Origin of the sequence: Rhodococcus sp. BUPNP1, from assembly GCF_002215235.1 — a bacterium.
In the GTDB taxonomy this organism is placed as follows: domain Bacteria; phylum Actinomycetota; class Actinomycetes; order Mycobacteriales; family Mycobacteriaceae; genus Rhodococcus.
The window spans coordinates 182211-195107 of sequence record NZ_NERM01000004.1; the positions used below are offsets into that span (position 1 = coordinate 182211).

The following is a 12897-nucleotide window of genomic DNA, read 5'->3' on the forward strand; positions in this document are numbered from 1 at the left end:
TGGTTTTTCACGCACCGGGGGAAACCGCGGAGCACCGCAGGACAATCCCCTGTAGCTCAATTGGCAGAGCATTCGACTGTTAATCGAACGGTTGCTGGTTCGAGTCCAGCCGGGGGAGCGCCCAAGAATCCTCCCACCCGTCACGGGTGGGAGGATTCTGTGTATCCGGGGTGTGCCGATGCGGCAGAGCATCCCCAATGTGATCTCTGTTACTTCGCGCCCGGCAGCGTGTTGCCCGCTGTGTCCGGGTAGCATTCGATCGCGCCGTGCGACGAGTGCGGCACTGTGCGACGCGTGTCGTCGCGACGGGGCGGTAGCTCAGTCGGTTAGAGCCGCGGACTCATAATCCGCTGGTCGCGGGTTCGAGCCCCGCCCGCCCCACATCCTCCGCTCGTGGCCGCGAGATGTTCCTGCTTCTCGGAACGGTAGCGTTCGACCCCATGAGCACCCTTCGAGAAGTCGGCGAACGCGAGGCGTGGCGTTGCTGGTTGTGCGACGAGCCCGTGGACCCCGACATGTCGGTCAACGACCCGCGCGGTCCCAGTATCGACAGCATCAACACCGCCAAGAAGGGTGGCAAGGGGAAGGGTGGAGTCGAGCGGCTCGCGCACCGCGCCTGCAACACCAAGAAGGGTGCCGTCAAACCCGTCGTGCTGTGGCCCGACCGGCTGTTCGTCGTCGACCCGGCGCCCATCATCGGCGTCGTCGAGCAGCTCACGCGCAAGGGCGGTCGCGTCGCCGTCGCTCGGTGTCCCGAGAAGTCGGACGCGGAGGACGCCTCCGAGTGGCTCCTCGACCGCTTGTCGCGCCTCGAGCCGGGAGTGCGGTTCGACACCAGGATCGAGTCGGCCGGCGGCGGCTACCTCCTCGTGCTGACGGCCTAACCAGGGGCCAGCACCAGTCCGGAGTGATCCGGTGACTCGGCGGAGACCTCGACCTCGGTGAGCACCGTTCCGTCGTCTCCCAACAGCGTGTAGCGACCCGGCATGAGACCGGTGAACAGGAACCAACCCTCGCTCGTCGTGACGATGCTGCGGTCGATGTGCTGCTCGCACACGTCCAGGCCGACCAGTCGAACCGTGGTGGACGGATGGAAGACGCCTCCGATCCGCCCGCTCGCCACCGCTCCGATCGCAGCCGGTGGATCCGGGTGGTCGCCGAGCGCGTCCGGACGCCAGACGGGCGCGCCGTCCGGCGGCGCGCACACCGGGACCGAGGAGTGCGACGACCGGGCATGCGCGACCGTCGGGTCGGTCCCGTCCACAGAGACGGGCTGATGTGTCGTCGCCGCGACGAGTACCCCTGCTCCCACTGCGGTGATCAACATCCATCGGGTTCTTCGGATCGTTCCCCTGTGCAGCAACGGATCCACCTCCTCTCCGTAAGAGAACTTAGGAAAGTTGTTCTCGCCGAGGGTTATTCGGAACCGACGCTTCGGTGGATCGTGACGATACCCGGCGCGGACGCGCAGGGCTATCGTCCGTGGAGGTGACACGAAGCGGCGGAATGTAACGGTCGGGCTGTCGAACCGCCGAAAACGGTTGTTGGCACAACGATTCGGTCTAGTTTCGGACGAGGTCGGTAGTCGGAGGGGTGCATTCCGCCTCCTGGACGACAGATCCGGTTGCATTGTTGTGTTCGGACAATGCAGTTCCGAATGGTCGGTTCCGGAAATAATCGTCCCGGGGCCGGGCGTTGTGCGGTTTCGTCGGCGTACTCACCGGCACCGAGTTGCTCGAAGCGGACCGTGGAACGAGGGAGCACATGACGGTCGACGAGAAACCGACGACGCTCCGCCGGGCGTCCGATCTCCTGGCAGGGGTCCGCGACGGCACGGACGACGACACGCTCGCGGCAGGCGTCGTACTCGCCGCGACCCTGATCGCTCTGGTCTGGGCCAACCTCGGCGACTCGTACGAGGCGTTCTGGCACACGCCGCTCAGCATCAGCATCGGCGACTACGGCATCGACCTCGACCTCAAACACTGGGTCAACGACGCCGTCATGACGCTGTTCTTCTTCGTCGTCGGCCTCGAGGTCAAACGCGAGCTCACCATGGGGGAGCTCACCGACCGGACGCGCGCGGCGGTCCCGCTCGTGGCCGCGATCGCGGGTCTGGCGCTGCCTGCAGCACTGTTCCTGCTGCTCAATCCCAGCGGGGAGGCCGCGGGAGCGTGGGGTGTGGTCGTCTCGACCGACACCGCCTTCGTCCTCGGCGCGCTCGCGTTGGTCGGACCGCGGTGCCCGGCCCGCCTGCGCGTGTTCATCCTGACGCTGGCCGTGGCCGACGACATCGGCGCTCTCGCCATCATCGCCTTCGTCTACACCGACGATCTGCAGCCGGTCTATCTGATACCCGCGGCGATCGGACTGTTGCTGATCCTTCAGTTCCGCCGGCTCGAAGTGTGGCGGGGCGTCGTCTACTTCGTCGTCGCAGCAGGGACGTGGGTGGCGTTCTACGAATCCGGTGTGCACCCCACACTCGCCGGTGTACTGATCGCGTTGATCCTTCCCGTCTATCCGCCGCGCCGCAGCGAAGTGGAGCGCGCCGGCGAACTCACGCGGGCATTCCGTCAATCGCCCAACTCCGACTACGCGCGCGCCGCGCAACTCGGGGTACTCCGCGCGGTGTCCGTCAACGAGCGGCTGTTACGGCTCTACCAGCCGTATACGGCGTTCCTCGTCGTGCCGATCTTCGCCCTCGCCAACGCGGGTGTGGTGATCTCCGCCGAGACCGTCGGCATTGCGATCCGGTCGCCGATCACGTGGGGCGTCGTCCTCGGTCTGGTCGTCGGCAAACTCGTGGGCATCACCGCGGCCACCGCCGTCTTCTCGAGTCTGCGGCCGGGCAGCCTGCCGCCGGGACTCACCCTCTCGCGCGTCAGCGGCGGTGCCGCGCTCGCTGGCATCGGATTCACGATCTCCCTGTTCATCGTGGATCTGGCAATCGAATCTCCCGAGGCGGCCAACGACGCCCGGATAGGCGTACTTCTCGCGGCGGTTCTGGCCACCGCACTGGGCTGGGCGTTGTTCCGGCTGTCCGACCGTCTGCATCCGCCACAGGGACCGGCCGGGTTGGTACTGCTGCGTCCGGTGGACCCGGATCGCGACCACGTGCGGGGACCAGTCGACGCTCCGCTCACACTCGTCGAGTACGGAGACTTCGAGTGCCCGTTCTGCAGCAAGGCCACCGGCAGCATCCGCGACGTACACAAGCACTTCGGCGACGAACTGCGGTACGTCTTCCGGCACCTGCCCCTCGACGAGCACCACCCGCACGCGCGGTTCGCTGCCGAAGCGGCCGAGGCTGCCGCCGCGCAGGGACGGTTCTGGGACATGCACGACCATCTGTTCGCCCACAGCGACGCTCTGTCCCACGACGAGATCTACGAACACGCCCAGCAACTGGGGCTCGACATGGACCTGTTGGACGAGGACCTGCGCCTCGGGCGTCACCGGCACCGCGTCGAGGACGACGATCTCGACGCCGAGACCAGCGACGTCTTCGGAACACCGACTTTCTATCTCGGCGTTACCGGCTCGGACCTCACCCGGCACACCGGCCCGTTCGACGCGGCAACGCTGATCCGCAGGCTCGAAGAGGTGCGGCAGGGGTGATGCGATTCGGGTGGATCCGACCCCGGAAAGCGGGGGCGGATCCACCCAAGTCGTGACGGCTCTTACCGGATGGCGGGTCCGGCCTCCGCGGATCCGGTCGGTAACAGGCCGGCCAAGCTGGCGAGGAGCGTTTCCCAGCGGCATTCCGCGGAGATCGACGCGAAACGGCACCCGGAGTAGTCCTCCGTGGGGAGCGTAGGTGTGCCGGGATCTGCGTACGCCGTGGCCGGCACTGCGAGGGCGATTGCGGCACAACCGAGCACGCCCGCGGCGAATCGCTTCATGAGAACCTCGAATCTCTCGTACGAACCTTCGGGGAAATCACTCCCCGGTGGGTCGCACCCCGCCATTCGAGACGAGCGGTTCGAGCCCGTCGAGGACGCGCTGCAGCCCGAACTCCCACGCGTGGTGCGGGCTGTAGGCGGCGTTCATCTCCGCCCCGGCCGCCGCCCCTACCCGCTGGGCGAGGGAATGGTCGTCGCCGAGATAGTGCGCGAGTCGCTCGTTCCATCGCGCCCAGGCCTCGCCCATGTCGGCGGCGTGCGGATCGGGGCGTCGGGCTCGGGCCGCACCCCGCACGAAGTCCGCGACGAACGTGAGCGCGGCGTCGCGATCGATGTCGCCGAGGGATGTTCCGTCGAAGGCGTGGAGTTCGTGGTCGTACTTCGCGATCGTGCCGGGGCCGAGGGCCGTGCGCTGATCGTCGACGTCCAGCAGCCACCAGTGTGCGGCGTAGTGCTCGAGTTCGGATTCGGCGACCTGCCGTACCCGATCCCGCCACGACGGGGACTCGTAGGGCGGTCGGGGTTGCCGGGTGTGGACCCGGTCGACCATGAGGACGAGGAGGTCGTCGCGCGACCCGACATGGGTGTAGAGGGCCATGGCGGAGACACCCAGATCGGTCGCGAGGCGACGGATCGTCACCGCGTCGAGGCCCTCCGCGTCGGCGACGGTGACGGCCGCCTCCACCGCGGATGTGGTGGTGACCTTGGCTTTCGGGCCGCGGGAACCCCCGGTCGGCGCGTCGGGATGTTCGCGCCACAGCAGGTCGATCAGATCGCGCGCCATAAATGCCTCCCGAAATCCCGTTCTCGGGAGTATTCTATACGCCGTACAAGGTTTCTGCTCCCGGGGGAGGTCCTATGAAAATCAAGTCCACAGCACTGTCGCTCAACGTCGCCGACACGGCCGCATCGGCCGATTTCGCGATCCGGCACTTCGGTTTCACCGAGGAGATGTCCGCGGACGGATTCGTCTCGTTGACTCACCCGGACGCAGGATTCAACATCGTGTTCCTGCGTACCGGGCTGGCGACCTTCAAACCGGAATCCGTCGCCGGCCCGGCCGGACAGGGCATGCTCATCGCCTTCGTCGTCGACGACGTCGACACCGAGTTCGCGCGCATCGCCGAAGCCGGTGCGACGGTGGTGACCAAGCCGGAGACCGAGCCGTGGGGCGAGCGATACTGCCAGTTCACCGATCCCAACGGGATCATCTGGCAACTCGTCCACTGGGTCTCGGAACCGGCCTGACCACGCGACGTTTCAGTCGAGGCAGAATTCGTTGCCCTCGGGGTCGGCCATGACGATGTGGCCGGCCCCGAACGGCGGCGCCGGGTCGTGACGCTCCAGGCGCGTGGCCCCGCGCGCGACGAGCCGTTCGGCCTCGGCTTCCAGGGCGGCCATGCGCTCGGCGCCGTCGAGTCCGGGTGCGGCACGCACGTCCAGGTGCACCCGGTTCTTGGCCTGCTTGCCCTCGGGCACCTTCTGGAAGAACAGCCGGGGCCCTGCCTCGTCCGGGTCGACGATGCCCGAGGCGTCGTTGCGTCGTTCGAGTGGCACCCCCATCGCGTCGAGCGCGTCGTCCCACGAGACGAAATTGCCGGGCGGCTTCTGGAGTTCGTAGCCGAGGGCGTCCGCCCAGAAATCCGCGAGAGCCGCGGGATCGGCGCAGTCGAACGTGATCTGGATGTCGCGGGCCATGTCAGCTCGCCTCCTGTCGGGCGCGGGTACGGGTGTGCAGGTAGAGGTCCCTCAGAAGGCAGACCTCGGACAGATGATGGATGAGTTCGCGGTGGATGTGCAGGACCAACATGCCCATCGGGTACTCGGCGTATGGTCCTTCGGCTTCACCGCACGGCCGGGCGAGTCCGTCTTCCCCGAGGGACTCGACGCCCGCGATCCACGTGGCGAGTTCGGCATCGAGCTGGGCGAGGGCCTCGTCCGCGGTCGCTGCGTACTCGAACGACATGTAGTCGGTGGCGGTGCGTCCGAAATGGCTCGCGTTGCGCATCGCCAGTACACCGACGATCACATGACCGAGCCGCCACGCAATGGTCGTGAAGGGCGGCGGATCGGGTTCGGGGAACGCGAAATCGATGGTCATCGCCCCGGCGCCTCCCAGTAGGGGAGCGGTGCCCGTCCCGCGCGGCCGAACACTCCAGCAGTCGAGTGCGGGTTCGAAGAAGTATTCGTCGTCGGTGAGGCCGTCGAGGCGGCGGCGAACCGGATAGTCGAGTTGCTGTCGCAGTAGGTGGTTCCAGTCGAGTTCTGTCATGGCTCCAGGTTGACGCATATTCCGGACAGATTCGGTCCGTGATCCGTGCGACGATCGTCGTGTGACCGTCGAGTCGACCACCGAACGGGTTCTGAGGGTGCTTGCGCTGTTGCAGAGTCGCCCGTCGTGGACCGCTGACGAACTGGCTGCGGAACTCGGCGTGACCGATCGCTCGGTGCGCCGCGACGTCGATCGTCTGCGCGCCCTCGGCTATCCCGTCCGCGCGACCCCCGGTGTCGGCGGTGGGTATCAGCTCGGTGCCGGCACGAGACTGCCGCCGCTGCTCCTGCACGACGACGAAGCGATCGCGACGGCGGTGTCGCTGCGACTGGCGTCGGGCAGCACCATCGCCGGTGCCGCCGAGGCGGCCCTGCGCGCACTGGCCAAGCTCGACCAGGTGATGCCGCCGCGCCTGCGCGCGGAGGTGCGGGCGATCTACGGCGCCACCGAAACCGTCGTCGGCACGAGCACCGAGATCGATGCCGACACGCTGCTGGGCTTGGCTCGCGCATGCCGCGACGCGATCCGCGTGCGGTTCCGGTACACCACCCGGCAGGAGGTGGACGACGAGCGCACCGTCGAACCGGTGCGGATGGTCGCTGCAGGGCAGCGCTGGTACCTCATGGCATGGGACGTCGATCGCGACGACTGGCGCACCTTCCGGCTCGACCGGATGCGCGACGTGACGCCCACGACGTGGCGGTTCCGGCCGCGGCAGCACCCCGATCCGGTGTCGTACGTCCAGCGGTCCGTGACGGAGTCGCCCTACCGGTACATCGCGCGGATCCGCCTGCGGGCGGACGCCGACCAGGTGCGTGACATGGTGCCACCGCAGGTCGGGCGGGTCGAGGACGACGAGGACGGGTGGTGCGTACTCGTCGTCGGCGCGGACGACCCGGACTGGGTCGTGATGCACGTCGCGCGAATGGGTTTCGAGGCGGTCGTCATCGAGCCACCGGAACTTCGGGAGGCCGCGGACCGGCTCGCGAAGCGCCTCGCCGCGATCGCCTCCCGCTCCGATCGGTGACGGGTCCTCGCGCACGGACCTGCGGCATGGTTGTGTGGCGTGGTGACTGCGAAGTGGCTCCGGCTCGGATCGGACGTTCTCGGGTGGACGTCAACCGCGACAGGCGCGGTCGGGCTCGCGCTCCACTTCGGTACGTGGTCGGCTCAGCCCTTGGTGCTCGCAGGGTCCGGCGCGTCGTATCTGATGGCCGGTGCGGTGATCGGGCTGATCGTCTTCGCCGTCCGTCGACGCCCACTCGGGGCCCTCGTTGCGATTGCGGTTGCTGCGGCGGCGGTCTGGACCCAGGCGCCTCTCCACGTCGCGACGGCCGCGTCCGGTGACGGTCCCGACCTCACGGTGATGCACGCGAACATCCTGTTCGACGGGGGTGCCGATCCCGAGGTCGTCGTGTCCCGGGTCCGGGACCGCGACGTCGACCTGCTCACGGTGAACGAACTCACCTCTGCGGGGGTCGACGGACTCACCCGTGCCGGTCTCGACGAGCTGTTGCCCCATCGGTATCTCGTCCCCGGAGAGTTGGCGTCGGGAACGGGGATCTGGAGCCGGTTTCCGTTGTCGGACACCGTCGAACACGACGGATTCGTCTTCCGCCAGCTCTCGGCCGTCGCGGACGTACCGGGAGCGGGACCGGTCGCGGTCCACGCGTTCCATCCGGTCCCACCGGTGTTCGACGCGCAGGACTGGGCTGCCGAACTGTCACGGTTGCAGGACATCCTCGATCGATCTCCGGCCGACGTCCCCGCAGTCGTGGGCGGCGATTTCAACGCGACCTACGACCATGCGCAGTTCCGCGCGTTGCTCTCGGGGCGTTTCGCCGATGCCGCGGAGCAGGCGGGAGCGGGGACGGTGCGTACCTATCCCACCGACAAACCCGGCCCACCGCTGGTGGCGATCGATCGCATCCTCGTCGGCAACGGGACGGCCGTCGCGTTCGAGTCCGACGACCTTCCCGGGGCGGATCACCGTTCGGTGGTCGCCCGGATCCGGTTGGACCCCGGCGAGTGACGCCTCGCGATCAGGCCTCAGCGCCCATCGACTCGGCGAGGATCGGCCACGCCTTGCGCAGGTCGTCCTCCCAGTAACCCCACGAATGCGTGCCGTCGGCATCGAGTTCGGCCGTGACCGGGATGTCGAGCGCTTGGAGCCGGTCCACCAGCTGACGCGTGCAGGCATTCGTGGCGGCCTCGATCGCTCCGCCTGCGACGATCTGCGTGGCGAACGATTCGCCCGCCGCTCGTTCCTGACCGGGGACGTCGTACGGGCCGGGCAGACCGTTGCGGCTCGACAGGTACAAGGCCTTGCCGCGCAAGCCTTCCGCGTTGAGGTAGACGTCGTGCTCGGCCCAGCGCGGACCGTCGGCCGGACCCCACATGTTCTCGACGTCGCCCTTGCCGCGGCGCTCGACGACGAGCCTCACGTACAGCTGACCGACCGGATCGCTGGTGCGCACGCATCCGCTCAGGGATGCGACGCCGGAGTACAGGTCGCCGCTCTGGATCGCGAGGTCCAGCGCGGAGCCGGCGCTCATGGACATGCCGATGATCGACTGCTTGCCGTCGGTGTCGAGCAGCTCGTCGACGACGGGCGGCAGTTCCTCGAGGAGGAAGGTCTGCCACTGGTTGCGACCGAGAACCGGATCGTCGAGATCCCAGTCGGTGAAGTAGCTGAAGTTGCCGGTGGCGGGGATGACCACGTTGACGTTCTTGTCCGAGAAGAACTCGGCGATGTCGCTGCTCTCCATCCACCCGGTGCCGTCGATCACGCCGACACCCGCGCCGCCGAGGGCGTAGACGACCGGCCGGGGCTCGCTCGGATCGGCCGGACGCAGGACGTCCAGGGGGATCACGGTGTCCATGGCTGGAGAGTAGACGCGGACCGTCCGGTGCTGGTCGGTCACCTCGTCGACGCCCTCGACGTAGGCGGTGGCGGGCTCGGCGTCGGGTTGCTCGGGATCGGCGTGCGCGGTGGCGGTGCCGAACACGAGCGCCGAGAGGCCTGCGAGACCGACAACAAGGCTGCGAAAGCCACGACGGGACACGACGGATCGACGCACGGATGAACTCCTCGACTCGAATTGATGCTGATGAGTCGTTCCCCCACACTCGACCCGCTGAGCTGGACAGTACCTTCCTCCGGTTGCGAAAAGCGCCCCGGGGTGCTGTGATTCCGGACTCGCGATGGCGCCGAGACGAGTTCGGCCACCGCACTCGGGATCTCGTGCGGTGGCCGGACTTTCGAACGATTACGTGGCACTCAGAGTGACAGGATCGACGCGGCGGCGGTGCCGGGTGCGCCGTAGACCTGGGCGAGGCCCACCTTCGGTTCGCCCGGAACCTGCCGCTCGCCGGCCTGACCGCGCAGCTGCAGCACCAGTTCGTGGACCTGGCGGATACCGGAGGCGCCGATGGGTTCACCGTTGGCGATGAGACCACCGTCGGTGTTCACCGGGAGGGACCCGCCGATCTCGGTGGCTCCCTCGGCGATCAGCTTCTCCTGGTCGCCGTCGGCGCACAGGCCGGTCTCGGCCATGTGGATCACTTCCGCGCCGGCGTCGGTGTCCTGGAGCTGGGCGACATCGACGTCCTCGGGGCCGATGCCGGCGGCCTCGTAGGCGGCCTTGGCGGCGTAGGCGGTGGGGGAGACGTCCTCCTCGACCGACGCCCACGTCGCATGGACCTCGTACGCGCCGTAGGTGCGCGTGCGAATCGCAGTGGATCGCAGGTAGACCGGCTTGTTGGTGGTGTACTTCGACACCAGATCGCCGCGGCACATGATCACCGCTGCGGCACCCTCGTCCGGCGCGCAGAACATCTTCGCCGTGAGTGGGTAGTTGAGCATCGGCGACGACAGGATCTCGTCGATGCCGAACTCCGTGCGGCGGAAGGCCTTCGGGTTGAGGCCGCCGTTGCGGTAGTTCTTCGCTGCGACCCGTGCGAGCGTCTCGTGCGAGATGTTGTGATCGATGGCGTAGCGGTTCGCCTTCATGCCGAAGAACTTGGTGGTGACGAACTGTCCGTTCTCGGCGTACCAGGCGGGCAGACCGAGCATGGCGGGATCGGCGGTGAAGGCGCCGCGGGGGTGCTTGTCGGTGCCGACCGCGATGCCGATGTCGTACTTGCCGGAACGGATCCCGTCGGCGGTCTGCTCGATCGCGCTGGCGGACGTCGCGCACGCGTTGAACACGTTGGTGAAGGGAATGCCGGTCAGGCCGACGAGGCGGGTGACGGCGTCGGTGTTGTCGACCTCGTAGCTGCCGCCGATGCCGAACTGGATGTCCTTCCAGGCGACACCCGAGTCCTCGAGCGCGAGCTGGATTGCGTCTGCGGCCATTTCGATGGCCGACTTGGCGCCGAATCTACCGAACGGGTGAAGGCCCACCCCGATGATGGCAACGTCGTTCATGATGTCGGGAACTCCTCGATGGGATGTGTGCGGATCAGATCGGCGCGAAGGCCCACGTGACGATGTCGGTGCCCTCTTCGTCGGTGTAGAAGGGGACGAAGGTGAGCTCGAGTTCCATGCCCGGGCGCAGTTTCTCGGGGTCGGTCTCCGTGAGGCGGGCCTCGACGCGGACCACGTCACCGAGCTGGACGAGGCCGAACGCGAAGGGAGTGAAGGTCGCCGCCGTCTCGTTGCCCGCGTAGGGCTGCTTCGGCACGAATCCCTGCGTGGTCCATGCCACGAGCGTGCCGCGACGCGGCAGCAGCAGTTCCGAGATGTTCGCCCCGCTGCACCGGGGGCAGCGCGGCTGGGTGGGCCACGTGGTCGCGGAGCAGTCGTCGCAGCGGCTGCCGATGAGCTGCGGGTTCTCTGCCGGCCACGTGGATACGTCGGGCGCGAGCGCCTTCGTCGTCATGGTTCGTCCTCCGTTGTCCGATGCCGATGCGGCGGCCCTCGCCGCGGTCGAACATGAGGATCACGTTAGACGGAAATGCCATTCTCTACAATGAGAGGATGCATATCGCGCGATACGATTCTCGCGGAAGGTGGAGGGATCGGCTCAGAAACGGCGCCTCCGACGAGGTGGTGGCTTGCGTCGGCCCGGCCTCGAGTGGCGTCGGTGCTCCTCCGGGGGCGGGGCACCCGTGCGGTATTCGTCGAGCACCTTCCGCATCGCAGCGATCGCACGCTCCCGGGTGCGCGGGTCGTCGATCTCGAGCAGTTGGTCGCGCAGGCCGGTGGCGAACTCGGCGTACTCGTTCTGCCAGTCGCGGCCGACGTGCACCGGCGCCGGCGGTGCGACGGTCGCGACGTACTCGGCCGGGCCACCTGCCACGAGCCGGTACCGCGCACCGATCTCCGGAACGACCACGTTCAGGTCCGCATCGAGTCCGTGCAGTGACGCCGTGAAGGCAGCGAGCGCATCGGGCTCGCCGTGGTCGAGGAAGACCGTGCCGGAGATCGGCGCGCGGTGCCCGACCCAGCGCACCAGCTCGCCGCGGTCGGCATGTGCGGAGTAACTGTCGATCCGCCGGATCTGCGCCCGGACGTCGATGTCCTCACCCGAGATCCGGACCTTCGACGCACCCTCGAGGATCACCCTGCCGAGCGTGCCCTGCGCCTGATAGCCGACGAAGAGCACCGTCGAGTCGGGGCGGGCGAGGTTGTTCCGCAGGTGGTGCCGAACCCGTCCCGCCTCGCACATCCCGGAGGCCGCGATGATGATCGCGCGTCGGTAGGTGTCGATCCGCATCGACTCCTCGGCCTCGGCGGTGTATCGGATGCCCGGATGGCGGAAGACGTTCCGGCCGTCGAGGTCCTCGAGTTCTCCGGCGTGTGCGGCGAAGACGTCGGTGGCGCGGATCGCGAGCGGGGAGTCGACGAAGACCGGCACATCGGGAATGTGCTCGTCGTCGAGCAGGTATCCGATGTCGAGCAACAACTCCTGGGTGCGTTCGAGAGCGAACGACGGCACGATCAGGTTGCCGCCGCGCTCCATCGCCTCGTTCACCTCCCGCGCGAGGAGGTCGCGGCGCTCGGCGATCGTGAGCCGAGGGCGTGAGCGATCCCCGTAGGTGGATTCGCAGACGACGTGGTCGAGTCCGGTCGGACCTTCCGGATCGGCATGGAAGGCCTTCTGTTCCGGGCCCAGATCGCCCGAGAACAACATGCGCACACCGCCGGCCTCGATCTCCGCCGATGCCGACCCCAGGATGTGTCCGGCATTCCACAGGCGGACCCGGAAGCCGGGTGCCGGCTCGAACCACTCCTCGAGCGGAACCGGCCGGGCGCGCGAGGCGGCGAGCCGGGCGTCCTCCTCGGTGTAGATCGGGTGGAATTTCGCCCGGTGCGCGCGGTCGCGGCGCCGATTGCGGCGCTGGGCCTCGAACTCCTGGATCCGCGCCGAATCGGCGAGCATGAACGAGAGCAGCTCGGCCGTCGGGGCGGTGCAGAAGATGCGGCCCCCGAATCCGCGCGCGACGAGCTTGGGAAGCAGCCCGCAGTGGTCGATGTGCGCGTGGGTGAGGATCACCGCGTCGATCGACTCCGGAGCGAACGCGAACTCCGCGACGTTGAGTTTCTCGAGGCTGCGCGAACCCTGGAACATCCCGCAGTCGACCAGGATGCGGGCGTCGCCGAGTTCGATCATCGCGCACGAGCCGGTGACGGTTCTCGCCGCGCCGTGGAAGGTGAGTTCCGGATTGTCGGGCACGGCATCTCCTCGGACGGTCGGGCGGTGGGGACCCGCGGTGCTC

The 12897-nt window shown here is 67.9% G+C and carries 13 protein-coding genes and 2 tRNA genes; 7 read left to right on the forward strand and 8 right to left on the reverse strand.

Annotated elements, in window-relative coordinates; all coding sequences use genetic code 11:
* The first annotated feature begins 45 nt into the window (after window positions 1–45).
* The 3 genes from B9C99_RS05780 (at window position 46) to B9C99_RS05790 (ending at window position 884) form a co-directional block, all read left to right on the forward strand.
* A tRNA-Asn gene (locus tag B9C99_RS05780) sits at window positions 46–118 on the forward strand.
* A 189-nt stretch (window positions 119–307) separates the two neighbouring features.
* Window positions 308–381 (forward strand) — tRNA-Ile (locus B9C99_RS05785).
* 122 nt (window positions 382–503) lie between these two features.
* Entirely contained in the window at window positions 504–884 is a 381-nt protein-coding gene (locus B9C99_RS05790) for a hypothetical protein (RefSeq protein WP_088897292.1), read from the forward strand.
* On the opposite strand, the gene B9C99_RS05795 is transcribed toward B9C99_RS05790, so the two are convergent.
* Window positions 881–1327, reverse strand: coding sequence for a hypothetical protein (locus B9C99_RS05795; protein WP_088897230.1), 447 nt, complete (start codon window positions 1325–1327; stop codon window positions 881–883). The genes B9C99_RS05790 and B9C99_RS05795 overlap by 4 nt on opposite strands.
* Before the next feature lie 437 nt (window positions 1328–1764).
* Between B9C99_RS05795 and nhaA the strand changes: the two genes are divergently transcribed.
* On the forward strand, window positions 1765–3618 hold the full coding sequence (nhaA, locus tag B9C99_RS05800) for a Na+/H+ antiporter NhaA (protein WP_088897293.1): 1854 nt from the start codon (window positions 1765–1767) through the stop codon (window positions 3616–3618).
* A 321-nt stretch (window positions 3619–3939) separates the two neighbouring features.
* On the opposite strand, the gene B9C99_RS05810 is transcribed toward nhaA, so the two are convergent.
* Window positions 3940–4686, reverse strand: coding sequence for a TetR/AcrR family transcriptional regulator (locus B9C99_RS05810; RefSeq protein ID WP_088897232.1), 747 nt, complete (start codon window positions 4684–4686; stop codon window positions 3940–3942).
* 74 nt (window positions 4687–4760) lie between these two features.
* Between B9C99_RS05810 and B9C99_RS05815 the strand changes: the two genes are divergently transcribed.
* Window positions 4761–5150 carry a VOC family protein gene (locus B9C99_RS05815; RefSeq protein ID WP_088897233.1) on the forward strand — a complete coding sequence of 130 codons (390 nt, stop codon included), beginning with the start codon at window positions 4761–4763 and terminating at the stop codon, window positions 5148–5150.
* Window positions 5151–5162: 12 nt separating this feature from the next.
* Here B9C99_RS05815 and B9C99_RS05820 read toward each other — a convergent pair whose 3' ends face one another.
* Together B9C99_RS05820 and B9C99_RS05825 are read right to left on the reverse strand one after the other, a co-directional pair.
* Window positions 5163–5600, reverse strand: coding sequence for a VOC family protein (locus B9C99_RS05820; protein ID WP_088897234.1), 438 nt, complete (start codon window positions 5598–5600; stop codon window positions 5163–5165).
* 1 nt (window position 5601) lies between these two features.
* Window positions 5602–6174 (reverse strand): DinB family protein, encoded by a 573-nt coding sequence (locus tag B9C99_RS05825; RefSeq protein ID WP_088897235.1) that lies wholly within the window; start codon window positions 6172–6174, stop codon window positions 5602–5604.
* Window positions 6175–6235: 61 nt separating this feature from the next.
* Between B9C99_RS05825 and B9C99_RS05830 the strand changes: the two genes are divergently transcribed.
* Together B9C99_RS05830 and B9C99_RS05835 are read left to right on the forward strand one after the other, a co-directional pair.
* Window positions 6236–7201 carry a YafY family protein gene (locus B9C99_RS05830; protein ID WP_088897236.1) on the forward strand — a complete coding sequence of 322 codons (966 nt, stop codon included), beginning with the start codon at window positions 6236–6238 and terminating at the stop codon, window positions 7199–7201.
* A 39-nt stretch (window positions 7202–7240) separates the two neighbouring features.
* On the forward strand, window positions 7241–8206 hold the full coding sequence (locus B9C99_RS05835; RefSeq protein ID WP_088897237.1) for an endonuclease/exonuclease/phosphatase family protein: 966 nt from the start codon (window positions 7241–7243) through the stop codon (window positions 8204–8206).
* Window positions 8207–8216: 10 nt separating this feature from the next.
* Here the strand turns inward: B9C99_RS05835 and B9C99_RS05840 are convergent, their stop codons facing one another.
* The 4 genes from B9C99_RS05840 to B9C99_RS05855 all read right to left on the reverse strand — a co-directional run bounded on the left by B9C99_RS05840 (window position 8217) and on the right by B9C99_RS05855 (window position 12854).
* Window positions 8217–9254 (reverse strand): alpha/beta hydrolase family protein, encoded by a 1038-nt coding sequence (locus B9C99_RS05840; RefSeq protein ID WP_088897238.1) that lies wholly within the window; start codon window positions 9252–9254, stop codon window positions 8217–8219.
* A 200-nt stretch (window positions 9255–9454) separates the two neighbouring features.
* Window positions 9455–10606: a thiolase family protein gene (locus B9C99_RS05845; RefSeq protein ID WP_088897294.1), complete on the reverse strand. Its 1152-nt coding sequence runs from the start codon at window positions 10604–10606 to the stop codon at window positions 9455–9457.
* A gap of 31 nt (window positions 10607–10637) precedes the next feature.
* Window positions 10638–11057, reverse strand: a complete 420-nt coding sequence (locus B9C99_RS05850) for a Zn-ribbon domain-containing OB-fold protein (protein WP_088897239.1) — start codon at window positions 11055–11057, stop codon at window positions 10638–10640.
* Between the two features lie 144 nt (window positions 11058–11201).
* On the reverse strand, window positions 11202–12854 hold the full coding sequence (locus B9C99_RS05855) for an MBL fold metallo-hydrolase (RefSeq protein WP_088897240.1): 1653 nt from the start codon (window positions 12852–12854) through the stop codon (window positions 11202–11204).
* Between the last annotated feature and the right edge of the window lie 43 nt (window positions 12855–12897).

What these genes read in the sequence shown, in the direction of transcription:
- nhaA (WP_088897293.1), top strand. Translation starts at nt 1,765, where the DNA reads ATGACGGTCGACGAGAAACCGACGACGCTCCGCCGGGCGTCCGATCTC.
- B9C99_RS05795 (WP_088897230.1), bottom strand. Translation starts at nt 1,327, where the DNA reads ATGTTGATCACCGCAGTGGGAGCAGGGGTACTCGTCGCGGCGACGACA.
- B9C99_RS05810 (WP_088897232.1), bottom strand. Translation starts at nt 4,686, where the DNA reads ATGGCGCGCGATCTGATCGACCTGCTGTGGCGCGAACATCCCGACGCG.
- B9C99_RS05825 (WP_088897235.1), bottom strand. Translation starts at nt 6,174, where the DNA reads ATGACAGAACTCGACTGGAACCACCTACTGCGACAGCAACTCGACTAT.
- B9C99_RS05850 (WP_088897239.1), bottom strand. Translation starts at nt 11,057, where the DNA reads ATGACGACGAAGGCGCTCGCGCCCGACGTATCCACGTGGCCGGCAGAG.
- B9C99_RS05820 (WP_088897234.1), bottom strand. Translation starts at nt 5,600, where the DNA reads ATGGCCCGCGACATCCAGATCACGTTCGACTGCGCCGATCCCGCGGCT.
- B9C99_RS05815 (WP_088897233.1), top strand. Translation starts at nt 4,761, where the DNA reads ATGAAAATCAAGTCCACAGCACTGTCGCTCAACGTCGCCGACACGGCC.